General features: G+C 66.6%; 8 protein-coding genes. All 8 read left to right on the forward strand.

Annotated elements, in window-relative coordinates:
* The first annotated feature begins 217 nt into the window (after positions 1–217).
* The 8 genes from ECTOBSL9_RS09815 to ECTOBSL9_RS09850 are packed head-to-tail and all read left to right on the forward strand — an operon-like array spanning position 218 to position 12,110.
* Positions 218–2,353 carry a vWA domain-containing protein gene (locus tag ECTOBSL9_RS09815; protein WP_240480953.1) on the forward strand — a complete coding sequence of 712 codons (2,136 nt, stop codon included), beginning with the start codon at positions 218–220 and terminating at the stop codon, positions 2,351–2,353.
* A 17-nt stretch (positions 2,354–2,370) separates the two neighbouring features.
* The gene (locus tag ECTOBSL9_RS09820; protein ID WP_063464887.1) at positions 2,371–3,111 is read left to right on the forward strand and encodes an ABC transporter ATP-binding protein; all 741 of its coding nucleotides are present in this window, start codon (positions 2,371–2,373) and stop codon (positions 3,109–3,111) included.
* A complete protein-coding gene (locus ECTOBSL9_RS09825) occupies positions 3,108–4,946 on the forward strand; it encodes an FtsX-like permease family protein (RefSeq protein WP_063464888.1) in 1,839 nt (612 codons plus the stop codon). The genes ECTOBSL9_RS09820 and ECTOBSL9_RS09825 overlap by 4 nt, the downstream gene beginning before the upstream one ends.
* Before the next feature lie 54 nt (positions 4,947–5,000).
* Positions 5,001–6,617, forward strand: coding sequence for an SUMF1/EgtB/PvdO family nonheme iron enzyme (locus tag ECTOBSL9_RS09830; RefSeq protein ID WP_082830063.1), 1,617 nt, complete (start codon positions 5,001–5,003; stop codon positions 6,615–6,617).
* Between the two features lie 29 nt (positions 6,618–6,646).
* Positions 6,647–7,291, forward strand: coding sequence for a glycine zipper domain-containing protein (locus tag ECTOBSL9_RS09835; protein WP_063466131.1), 645 nt, complete (start codon positions 6,647–6,649; stop codon positions 7,289–7,291).
* A 14-nt stretch (positions 7,292–7,305) separates the two neighbouring features.
* Positions 7,306–7,830, forward strand: coding sequence for a hypothetical protein (locus ECTOBSL9_RS09840; RefSeq protein ID WP_240481120.1), 525 nt, complete (start codon positions 7,306–7,308; stop codon positions 7,828–7,830).
* Positions 7,827–8,984: a S41 family peptidase gene (locus ECTOBSL9_RS09845; protein WP_063464891.1), complete on the forward strand. Its 1,158-nt coding sequence runs from the start codon at positions 7,827–7,829 to the stop codon at positions 8,982–8,984. The genes ECTOBSL9_RS09840 and ECTOBSL9_RS09845 overlap by 4 nt, the downstream gene beginning before the upstream one ends.
* A 60-nt stretch (positions 8,985–9,044) precedes the next feature.
* Entirely contained in the window at positions 9,045–12,110 is a 3,066-nt protein-coding gene (locus ECTOBSL9_RS09850) for a vWA domain-containing protein (protein ID WP_240480954.1), read from the forward strand.
* Positions 12,111–12,124 lie beyond the last annotated feature (14 nt).

Consider the following 12,124-nt stretch of genomic DNA (forward strand, 5'->3'; position numbering starts at 1 on the left):
AATGCCGTCAGCCAGGCCACGTACGAAGCGGTTAAACCTGCCGCTCGCCAATCGTTTTTCGACAGGAACATTGTCTACTCAAATGACTGATTTGGCGGCAAGTCTACACCAGGGTTGACAGTGGCCCAAAGCATGGTTGACACGCTGACGACTCGCCGTGTGCGAGCGTGGGGCGGATGATGGCCGTATTGCCCGTGTTGTCTTCTGAGGACGCGCCATGCCCATCCCGGAAATTTTCGCTACCCGACGCCATGCGCTGTCGATCTGCCTGCCATTGCTGATGGCGTTTGCTCTTGGTACCGCGCAGGCCGACCTTTCGGCGCTGGAGGGGACCGTGGGTCATGCCCCGGCGGGAGGGACTCCCTCTCTGTGGGACCTGGAAGGCGACGCGGGCCATGCCCCTGCGGCATCCGAGGCCCGTGATGATGGCATCCGCTGCGCGGGCGAAGGCCCGTGCGTGGAGGTGTCCACGGAACTGGCGCTGCGGGTACTGCCGCGCCCCTTCTCCCATGTGTACGCCCAGCGGGAGGCGGATGAGTCGGCCATCATCCAGGCCAACGTGGCGGCTTTTCGGCCGCTGTACGTGTTTGCCCGGGAGGGTGTGGAGCTGGATCGGGCCGGTGACCCCCTGGGCTGGTATCAGGTAGGGCAGGGCCGGGACGCCCCGCTGGGCTGGATGCAGGCCCGGGACGTATTCGAATGGCGTCAGGCGTTGCTGGTGTCCTACACCCACCCGGGTGATCCCATCGAGGGCCGCAGTCCGGTACTGATGTTCCAGGACCTGTCCTCGCTGGAGTCCCTGGTGGACGACATGGACATGGCGGGTCGTGCCCGTTCGCTGTATGCGGACATCCGTCAGGGTGAGGTGCCCGAGTCGGTGGTGAGCATGGAACCGGAGCGGTTCGTGGACATCACCCGACAGTTCTACATGCTGCCGATCCTGGACTGGGAGCAGACCCGCATCCGCGGTGACGACGCCCGTCTGCTGCAACTGGCAGCCGCGGTGCCCCGGGCACGGGGTGCCGACACCCTGGACAATCCCGAGTATGCCAGCCAGTCCCGGGTAGGCCGTGGCGAGGCCGGGGCCGGTCTTGGGGATCTGCAGGTGGACCTGGTGTTCGTGATCGACACCACGCGCAGCATGCAGCCCTTCATCGACATGACCCGGGATGCGGTGGCGCGGATGACACAGGAGTTCACCGACGAGTCCTCGGCGCGGTTTCGTTTTGGTCTGGTCACCTTCCGTGACTGCACCGACACCATCCCGGGGCTGGAATACGTGACCCGCAACCACACCCCGGAGCTGGTGGATGGCCAGACCCTGGTGGACCTTTTGGAACATTCGGCCCGGGCCACCGAGGTGGGCAGTCTGGACTATGCCGAGGAGGTATTTGCCGGCGTGGACACGGCGCTGCGGTCCGCCTGGCGGGAGGATGCCCTGCGTTTCATGATCCTGGTGGGGGATGCCAGTTCCCATCCCAAGGGTCACCCCCAGAACGTGACCGGCAAGGACGAAGTGGACCTGCGCCGTGAACTGGACGATGCCCAGGTGCACCTGCTGGCGATTCACCTGCAGGACCCCCGTGCCGAGGCGGACCATCCCATTGCCCATGCCCAGTTCAGTCACCTGTCCCGGGTGCGGGGCGATGCCGGTCGTTCGGCCATCGAGGCGGTGGATGCCTTCGAGCAGGCGCAGTATCTGGCCCTGGTGGAGCAGGTGACCGATGACATCAACAGCCTGCTGCAGCGGGCCGTGGGCGGTCAGGCCGCCACACCCGCCCCGGGCGCGGGCGATGCCGAGCTGGCATCGGTGTCGGCCCTGTGGCAGGCCGCCCTGGTGGAATACATCGGCCGCGAGGCCACCCCGCCCAAGGACATCGTCGCCTGGTCGCTGGACCGTGACCTGATGAACCCGGCGGACCGGTCGCTGGATGTGCGGGTGCTGGTCACCCGTGAACAGCTGAGCACCCTGTCCCAGTCCCTGGACCGGGTGGTGCAGGCCCTGATGCGGGCGGAGGTCACCCAGGCGCAGTTCTTCGAGGCCCTGCAGGGCGTAGCCGGTCAGACCATGAAGCAGCCCGACGAGATTGGCCAGGGCGCCCAACTGGCGGACACGGGCCTGTTGCCGGCGTTCATCCAGAGCCTGCCGTATCGCAGCGACATCCTGTCGCTGACCGATGAGATGTTCGCCAGCATGACCACGCAGCAGCGTGCGGAGCTGGAGTGGAGCCTGCTGGCCAAGCTGGAGCAGTACCGTGCCATCAACGAGCAGGTGGATGTGTGGTTCCAGCTCAACGACACGGATGACGACCGGGACCGTGTGTACCCACTGCACCTGGATTACCTGCCCTGAGGGGAGATGCCGTGTCCATGATCCACCTTGCAGGTCTGGGTAAGGACCGCTCCCAGGGAGGGAGTGTCTTCACTCTGGAGGTGCCACAGTTCTCGGTGGAGCCGGGTGAGCTGGTGGCCGTGGTGGGTGCCAGCGGGTGTGGCAAGAGCACCCTGCTGGACATCCTCGCCCTGGTCATGGCCCCCACGCGGGCCGAGGACTTTGGTTTTCGCGCCGGTGAGGCGGATTCGGAGCATGATATCCGTCGCCTCTGGCGCCTGGGCGACGAGGCGAGCCTGGCAGCGTTGCGCCGGGATTATCTGGGCTATGTGTTGCAGACCGGGGGCCTGCTGCCGTTTCTCAGTGTGCGGGAGAACATCGAACTATCGGCCAGAATCCGTGGTTGTGGTCCCGCCGGACAGCGGCTGTACGAGCTGGCCGAGCGCCTGGGCCTGGAGGGCTGTCTGGATCGCATGCCCGGTGCCCTCTCCGTGGGGCAGCGTCAGCGGGTGGCCATCGCCCGCGCCCTGGTGCATGCCCCGCGGCTGGTACTGGCCGACGAGCCCACGGCGGCCGTGGACAAGGCCCGTGCCCGGGCAGTGATGGCCGATCTGGAGGCCCTGGCCCGGGACGAAGGGGTGGCGGTGGTCCTGGTAACACATGATGTGGATCTGGTGAGCGGTCATGCCGATCGTACCTACACATTCGACGTGGTGCAGACCTCGGAGAATGTCACCCGCTCCACCTGTTACCCGCTCCAGGAAGGGGTGGCCGCGTGAAGCATCCTGCTCCAGCACACCCCATCAGACTCATACCGGGGCTGGCCGCTTCCCACCTGCGTCACGACTGGATCCTCACCCTGTGTCTGGTGGTGGCCCTGGCGGCGGTGATTGCTCCTCTGCTGGTGCTGATGGGCCTCAAGAGCGGCACCATCGAGACCCTGCGGGAGCGGCTGGTGGAGGACCCGGTCTACCGGGAGATCCGTCCTGCCCATACCCGGGAGTTCGCGTCGGAGTGGTTCGAACAGGTGGCCCGCTGGCCGGGCGTGGATTTTCTCACCCCCACCATCCTGCCCCTGTCCTCCGTGTTGCAGGTGGTCCACCCCCAGGGCGGTCGCAACGAACTGTTTGACCTGATCCCCACCGGGCCCGGCGATCCCCTGTTGCTGGAAAACGGTGCCCGCATCCCCGGCGACGGCCAGCTGGTGCTGTCCGCAGAGGCGGCCCGGCGCATGGGCGTGACCGCTGGGGATGCGTTGCAGGTGAGGGTCACCCGCACCCGGGGCACACGCACCGAGGAGGCCCGTGAGACCTTCCAGGTGCTCTCCGTGCTGGATGCCCGCGCCGGCAGTCTCCCCCGGGTGTACGCGCCCCTGGACCTGGTGGTGGACGTGGAGGCCTTCAAGGAGGGCTATGGCGCACCGGACCGGGGCTGGGCCGGAGACACGCCCGAGCCCTTCCTGAGTTTTGATGGTGCCATCCTGCTGCTGGACGAGCCCCTGGACCCCATTGCCCGTACGGGCCTCATCATCAACACGGGTTTCGCGCGCCTCACCGATGCCGATGGGCAACGGGTCCAGCAACGTCTTGGTGTGCCGGTGCCCGAGTCACTGACCGCCTACGATGTCTTCACCCCCGGCAGCGCCGTCACTGTCTCGAACCTCAGGGCCATCGAGCAGAAGCTGCGCGGACGCGAGGCCGTGGTGCTCCCCTATGTGGATCAGCTTCCACTCGTGGACGCCCAGGGTCGAGAGATGGTGCTGGCGGGCCTGTCCCTGTCGCCTCGTCAGGCCCGATTACTCCAGGCCCCCGTGCCACCATGGGGCGGTTTTACCGGCCGTGCCGCATCGGCGGGCGAACTCACCTCCGTGCTGGTGCCCAAGGATCATGCCGGTGACTCCCTGCAGGTGACCAGTGCCGGGGCGAGAACCCTGACACTCCATCTGGATGTCGTCGGGGCCGGCGACTGGCAGCACCCGGTGGTGCCGGTGGAGTTGCTGGGGGTGCTGCGCACCGGCACGCAGCGGGCCCTCACCTATCGCGGGGAGACGGGAAGCTTCGAGATGGCCCGGGGAGGCTATCGGGGTTTTCGCCTGTATGCCCGAAGCATCGACGATGTACCCGCCCTGGCAGCGCGCCTGCAGGAGCAGGGCCTGGAATTCGTGGCCCAGGTGGAGGCCATTCAGCGTATCCAGGTGCTGGACGAGGGGCTGGGGCGGCTGTTCTGGCTGATCGCCCTGCTGGGCATCAGCGGTGGCACGGCGGTCCTGGTGGCCAGCCTGTATGCCGCCGTGGAGCGTCTGCGCCGGGACCTGGGCGTGTTGCGGCTACTGGGGCTGGCCCGCTGGCATGTCTTCTTCTTCCCCGTGGCACAGGGGGTGATGATCGCGGCCCTGGGACTGCTGGCGGCACTCGGGGGATACGCGTCCCTGGCCTGGGCCATCAACCGTACCTTTTCCAGCGAGCTGGCACCGGGCGAGCGGTTCTGCACCCTGCCGGGTGAGCAGATCCTCATGGCCATTGCCGCCACCCTGGCCCTGGCCGTGCTGGCCTCGCTGGTGGCCGCCTGGCGGGCCACCCGCATCGATCCGGCGGAGGCCATTCGTGAACATTAACCTTCCTTTTACGCGCCGCCTGGGGGGGCTTTGCTCTTCTGCCTGGTCTTTTTGATGGCACCGGTGGCGGGCCAGGCAGAGGTGCCGCCCCAGTCGGTGTTTAATCCACGGCCTGCGTCCGGCGACCTGATCCTGCCCATGCCCGACGGCGCCGAGATGGTCTTCCGACGGGTATCGGTACCGGGTCAGGGCTTCTGGGGTGATCGGGAACGGGTGATCCAGATCGGTGATGCCACCGGCGGCATCTTCGAGGGGCTGCAACGCACCCAGATCAGTGGCTCCTTCTCGCGGGATGATGGCAGCTGGTATCTGGTGCTGGGCAAGTATGAACTCACCCGGGCCCAGTACATCGCCGTCATGGGCCTGGAAACTCTGCTGGACACCAGCGGCGATCCCCAGGTGCAGGAGCTCCCCCAACTCCGGGGGCGGGAGTTGCGCGATGCCCTGATGCAGCCGCTGGCCTATGTGAGCCATCAGGACATCCAGGCCTTCCTGCGGGCATACAACCACTGGCTGTTCGATGCGGATCACCCGGAGCGCCGCGCCAGTCTGCCCCGGGTGGATGGGGTGCCCGGCTTCATGCGTCTGCCCACGGAGGAGGAATGGGAGTATGTGGCCCGGGGCGGCATGCCGGCCCTGGAGGCCGGTACCTTCAATGATCGCCTGCCATTCCCCGCCCGCCAGGCGAACGAATACGCCTGGCATCTGGATAATGCCCGTCATGAATTGCGCCCGGTGGGGCTGCGACAGGCCGACGGGCTGGGCTTTCACGACCTTCTGGGCAACGTGCAGGAGATGACCTCGGGCCTGTTCCGTCCGGAGATCTGGCAGGGCAAGCCGGGGGGTGTGGCGGTACGGGGCGGCAGCGTCTCCACCCCCGCCTCGGAGTTGCGCAGTTCACTCCGGGCCGAACTGGACATCTATGCCTGGAACGCCGACGCCGAACGGGTGGAAGAGCGACGTTCCTTCAATACCGGGGCCAGGCTGGCCATTGGTGCCAACGTGCTGGTCAGTTCCGCCCAGCAGGCGCGCATTGAACAGGAGTACGAGGCCTACCGTGAGGATCTGCGCCGCACCATGCCGGTGGGCCGCACCCTGGACAACCTGGTGGCCCAGGCCTCGGTGCAGCTGGGGACGGTGGATCCCATCCTGGATCGACTCATGGCAGAAAATCCCGATCTGGCCGAGCCGTTGCGGGCCGTGCAGGCGCAGATGGACCGTGCCCGGGAGCGACTGGAGCTGGCTCAGCGTGAGAGCGCCCGCAGCCTGGCCCAGGATGCCGCCCGCAACGGCGTGAACCTGAGCGTTTACCTGTCCCGCCTGGCGCGCCTGGACGACACCCTGGTGCGGGCCCGCCGGCTGGCGGAGATCTCCACCCGCTATCAGGACCAGGTGGATGCCGTGGAGCGCTCCATGCGCGACCTGGAAATCGCCGCCGGCGAACAGCTAAGGGGCTACCAGGACAAGGTGGCCGAGCTGGGCGACTACGAACCCCAGTACATCGAACACGCCTTCCAGGTGCTGGATGCCACGGAGCTGCCGCCCCGTGAACGTCGGGTGATGGAAGTGCTGCGAAAGCACGTGGACGTGTTCAACGAACAGCGTCGCGCGGACCCGCAGGTCTGGATGCAGGATTTCCGCGAGCGTTTTGAAGGCTTTGAAGACAATTGATCCCGATATCCCTGCAGGGGGCAAGCACCATGAATATCATCAAAACCACTCTTCCCGTCATCCTCGCCGGTGCCCTGGTCACCGGCTGTGCCCATATGGATGATACGGATCGCACCCGCACCGAGGGCACGGCAGCCGGCGCCCTGCTGGGCGGACTTTTGGGGTATGCCGTGGATGGCGAGCGCGGCGCCGTGATCGGCGGTCTGCTCGGCGCCGGCGCCGGTTATGTGGTGGGCAATGAGGTGGCCAAGCGCAAGAGGGCCTACGCGACCACCGAGGACTTCCTGGACGGCGAAGCCACCCGGGTGGCCGAGTTCAATACCACCACCGCAGCCTACAACCAGGAGATGAAGGGCGAGATCGCCGCCCTGGAGCGTGAATCCCGCGACCTGCGTGCCCGCTACGATGCCGGCTCCGAGGACAAGAAACGCTTGCAGGCTCAGCGCCAGGATCTGCAGCGCCAGCTGGCGCGCAGCGAGAAGCTGGAAAAGGCCCTGGAGGAAGAGCTCAAGGTGCAGCAGGCCATCCTGGCCGAGGAGGGGAAGGAGCGGCCCGCCAATGATCCCTACCTGGCACGCCTGGAACGTGAAGTGGCCGAGTTGCAGGGCAATCTTGAGGAACTGCGCGAGGGCAGCAGCCAGCTGGCCCGCATCGACCAGAGGCTGTCGGTATGAGACGCGTGACATTGATGGTAGCCGTGATGAGTTCCCTGGGCCTGGTGGGCTGCGCCACCTCCACCGACCCCCGGGAGGGTGGACTGCTGGGGGGCATTCAGGGGATGAGCACCGGTGCCTACGATCAGCGGGTGCAGGAACGCGAGGACCGCCTGGAGCAACTGCGCCAGACCCAACGTGAACTGCAGACCGAGCGTGAGGATCTGGAGGCCCGCAAGGCCCGCCAGGGCCGCGAGGTGGCCCTGGAGCGGGAGCGCCTGGCAGCCCTGGATCGTGACGTCACTGGTCTGAGCCGTCAGGTGGATGGCCTGTCGGCCCGGCATGGCGAGGATGATCAGCGTGTGCAGGCATTGCAGACCCGTCTGGATGACCTTCAGGGGCGCATGAAGTCCCAGCAATCCGCCCTGGATGCCCTGGAAGGCACGGGGCTTGGGGATACGGAAACGGACCTGCGCCGACGACAGCTGGAAGAGCAGCGCAACGCCCTGCGAGAGGAGTTTGATCTGCTGATGGAGCTGTCGCTGGACCTGGCCAGATGAAGAGAGTGGGCACTGCCCTGCTGATCCTGTGGCTGACGGCTTCTGGCGCGGCACTTGCCGATCCTGCTGCGCCGCTGGAGGAGATCCGCGATCTGCTGCGTCAGCGCATGTTCGAGGCCCCGCCAGAGGCGGCCCTGGCTGCGCTCCGGGCCGGAGACCTCAATTCGGGGCTGGCTGATCTGGACCCCTACGCGCACCACTTCCCCTCCCGGGAAGCGGCGCGCCGGGACCTGGATCAGCGCGCCTGGACGGGTATCGGGGCAGACCTGCGCTTTGTGGATGACCAGGTCTGGTTGCATGTGTACCAGGGTGGCCCGGCCCACCGCGCCGGGCTGCCGGAGCGAATCCGCCTGCTGGACATCGACGGGCACCCTGTGGCCGGGCACGAGGCCAATGAGCTTCTGCAATCCCTGCGCGGCGAAGCGGGTTCGCGTCTGGTGCTCACATGGCAGACAGCCGGTTGGGACACACCCCGGCAGACCACAACCCTCATCCGCGAGCGTTTCACACCGCTGGACGTGGAACTGGTGGAGCCCTGGGGCCGGGGTGTGCTCCGGGTGCGGGATTTTCTGGCGGGGCGCACACGACCCGCACTGATGGCCACGCTGGACTTCCTGGAGCGGATCGATCCGGACGCAGGTGGACGCCAGGTGCCGCTGGTCATGGATCTTCGTGATGCCGTGGGCGGGGACCTGTACGAAGCCCTGGACCTGGCCGGATTGTTTCTGCCGCCCGGGACCTCTCTGGGGAGCCTGATGGCGCGGGGCGGCCAGGTGCGTGACTTCCAGGCCCCCCAGGGTGAAAAGCTTGCCATGCCCCTGGTGCTGCTGGTGGGGCCGGAAACGGCCAGCGCGGCAGAGGTGTTCGCGGGCATCCTGCAGCACCACGGCCGGGCCTACCTGGTGGGTCAACCCACCTTTGGCAAATGCAGTTCCCAGACCGACCGGCGGCTGTCGGATGGCTCGGTGCTCAGGTTCACCAACCGGGAGGTCCTGCTACCCGATGGCCAAAGCTGCACGGGTCGCGGCCTCACTCCCGAAACGGTGGTCGGAGAGGCCGTGCTGCGGGATCTACCCCGCCTCATGTCGCTGGCAATGGCGGGGCAGGCAGTTCGTGGCGACGCCGACGCTGGGCGTGAATCTTCAGTGCAGTAGGTGTTTCATCGATCGCGCCATGCGCGTCGCATAGGGCCGGTACCCGGCCGGGAGAAGAACGTGCAGATCAGCAATCATTGCAGGGTTTTTGAACTGGGCAGGTGGCTGGTCATGCTCATGGTCCTGCTGTGCCTCATGCCGGCCTCACCGGCGTGGGCTGGCTCCAGCACTGCGCTGGGTGGACTGGTGAGCTACGAATTGCCGTCGGGCTGGCGCGTGATGACGGATCGGGATGAGCAGTTCCGGCTTCAGGCCGCAAACCGGCAGGCCATGCTTCGGATCAGGACGGGGGAACAGGGACGGGAGGCCTCCGCGCTCAAGGATGTGTTGGCCCAGGTGCCCGAGCCCCAGGCCGGTGAATTTCTGGGAGCGACAGCCCGACTCTTCAGCGGTGATAGTGGTTCCGGGTCCTTCGTGACGGGCCCCATGCAGGTCTATGTACTGGAGTCATGCATCTTCCAGGGGCCTGCGCCGTCTCCCATCGTGGTGGAACTGGCCGCGACCGAATCATGGTGGCGTGACAATGACCCGCAGGCACTCTGGCGCCACATGCGCCTGAACCTGCCGGACAATATCCAGCCTTGCCCCGAAGCAGTCGCGCCGGGTATCGACTGGTATTTCAATGAACCTGCCGTGGTGGCCTATCGTGTACCCGAAGGCATGAACACCTTCCGCAGCCGTGCCACCGCCAATCTGCGTGACGATGACGGCATGCCCAATTTCAGCATTGGGTGGGATGTACTGAGCTTCAACGAGGAGTTTGATTTGCGCGGGGCGCTGGGGACGGGTTTCTCAGAGCCGCCCCGGGTATTCGAGGCGGACATGCTGGGCCATCCGGCCTGGGTGTTTGAAGGCCGGGGTGCTTACGGTGAGCGCTGGTGGCATCGAAGCGTCGCCCTGCTCAAGCAGTGTCTTGCCGATGGACAGCCTGTCATGATGAGGGCCCATGCCGACGATGCCTGGATGCAGACCCACGGCGATTTCGGCATCTTCAACGACAACGCCTGGCTGTTCATGCCCGATGATGCGATCCCGTGTGATCCGGGCCTGCTGCAGACGGCCCTGATGCGGTTGGAAGCGGAGCTTTCCGCGCCGCAACCCAGCGCATCTGCCGAACCCACGCCCCCCGCCAGCGGGGCCCTCTGGGACCTGGAAGGCGACGCGGGCCATGCCCCTGCGGCATCCGAGGCCCGTGATGATGGCATCCGCTGCGCGGGCGAAGGCCCGTGCGTGGAGGTGTCCACGGAACTGGCGCTGCGGGTACTGCCGCGCCCCTTCTCCCATGTGTACGCCCAGCGGGAGGCGGATGAGTCGGCCATCATCCAGGCCAACGTGGCGGCTTTTCGGCCGCTGTACGTGTTTGCCCGGGAGGGTGTGGAGCTGGATCGGGCCGGTGACCCCCTGGGCTGGTATCAGGTAGGGCAGGGCCGGGACGCCCCGCTGGGCTGGATGCAGGCCCGGGACGTATTCGAATGGCGTCAGGCGTTGCTGGTGTCCTACACCCACCCGGGTGATCCCATCGAGGGCCGCAGTCCGGTACTGATGTTCCAGGACCTGTCCTCGCTGGAGTCCCTGGTGGACGACATGGACATGGCGGGTCGTGCCCGTTCGCTGTATGCGGACATCCGTCAGGGTGAGGTGCCCGAGTCGGTGGTGAGCATGGAACCGGAGCGGTTCGTGGACATCACCCGACAGTTCTACATGCTGCCGATCCTGGACTGGGAGCAGACCCGCATCCGCGGTGACGACGCCCGTCTGCTGCAACTGGCAGCCGCGGTGCCCCGGGCACGGGGTGCCGACACCCTGGACAATCCCGAGTATGCCAGCCAGTCCCGGGTAGGCCGTGGCGAGGCCGGGGCCGGTCTTGGGGATCTGCAGGTGGACCTGGTGTTCGTGATCGACACCACGCGCAGCATGCAGCCCTTCATCGACATGACCCGGGATGCGGTGGCGCGGATGACACAGGAGTTCACCGACGAGTCCTCGGCGCGGTTTCGTTTTGGTCTGGTCACCTTCCGTGACTGCACCGACACCATCCCGGGGCTGGAATACGTGACCCGCAACCACACCCCGGAGCTGGTGGATGGCCAGACCCTGGTGGACCTTTTGGAACATTCGGCCCGGGCCACCGAGGTGGGCAGTCTGGACTATGCCGAGGAGGTATTTGCCGGCGTGGACACGGCGCTGCGGTCCGCCTGGCGGGAGGATGCCCTGCGTTTCATGATCCTGGTGGGGGATGCCAGTTCCCATCCCAAGGGTCACCCCCAGAACGTGACCGGCAAGGACGAAGTGGACCTGCGCCGTGAACTGGACGATGCCCAGGTGCACCTGCTGGCGATTCACCTGCAGGACCCCCGTGCCGAGGCGGACCATCCCATTGCCCATGCCCAGTTCAGTCACCTGTCCCGGGTGCGGGGCGATGCCGGTCGTTCGGCCATCGAGGCGGTGGATGCCTTCGAGCAGGCGCAGTATCTGGCCCTGGTGGAGCAGGTGACCGATGACATCAACAGCCTGCTGCAGCGGGCCGTGGGCGGTCAGGCCGCCACACCCGCCCCGGGCGCGGGCGATGCCGAGCTGGCATCGGTGTCGGCCCTGTGGCAGGCCGCCCTGGTGGAATACATCGGCCGCGAGGCCACCCCGCCCAAGGACATCGTCGCCTGGTCGCTGGACCGTGACCTGATGAACCCGGCGGACCGGTCGCTGGATGTGCGGGTGCTGGTCACCCGTGAACAGCTGAGCACCCTGTCCCAGTCCCTGGACCGGGTGGTGCAGGCCCTGATGCGGGCGGAGGTCACCCAGGCGCAGTTCTTCGAGGCCCTGCAGGGCGTAGCCGGTCAGACCATGAAGCAGCCCGACGAGATTGGCCAGGGCGCCCAACTGGCGGACACGGGCCTGTTGCCGGCGTTCATCCAGAGCCTGCCGTATCGCAGCGACATCCTGTCGCTGACCGATGAGATGTTCGCCAGCATGACCACGCAGCAGCGTGCGGAGCTGGAGTGGAGCCTGCTGGCCAAGCTGGAGCAGTACCGTGCCATCAACGAGCAGGTGGATGTGTGGTTCCAGCTCAACGACACGGATGACGACCGGGACCGTGTGTACCCACTGCACCTGGATTACCTGCCCTGAGTCGGGCGGGCCAT

It is taken from the genome of Ectothiorhodospira sp. BSL-9 (assembly GCF_001632845.1).
Classification (GTDB): Bacteria; Pseudomonadota; Gammaproteobacteria; order Ectothiorhodospirales; family Ectothiorhodospiraceae; genus Ectothiorhodospira.

Excerpts from the sequence above, each read along its gene's own strand:
- ECTOBSL9_RS09815 (WP_240480953.1), top strand. The coding sequence starts at position 218 with ATGCCCATCCCGGAAATTTTCGCTACCCGACGCCATGCGCTGTCGATC.
- ECTOBSL9_RS09820 (WP_063464887.1), top strand. The coding sequence starts at position 2,371 with ATGATCCACCTTGCAGGTCTGGGTAAGGACCGCTCCCAGGGAGGGAGT.
- ECTOBSL9_RS09830 (WP_082830063.1), top strand. The coding sequence starts at position 5,001 with ATGGCACCGGTGGCGGGCCAGGCAGAGGTGCCGCCCCAGTCGGTGTTT.
- ECTOBSL9_RS09835 (WP_063466131.1), top strand. The coding sequence starts at position 6,647 with ATGAATATCATCAAAACCACTCTTCCCGTCATCCTCGCCGGTGCCCTG.
- ECTOBSL9_RS09840 (WP_240481120.1), top strand. The coding sequence starts at position 7,306 with ATGGTAGCCGTGATGAGTTCCCTGGGCCTGGTGGGCTGCGCCACCTCC.
- ECTOBSL9_RS09845 (WP_063464891.1), top strand. The coding sequence starts at position 7,827 with ATGAAGAGAGTGGGCACTGCCCTGCTGATCCTGTGGCTGACGGCTTCT.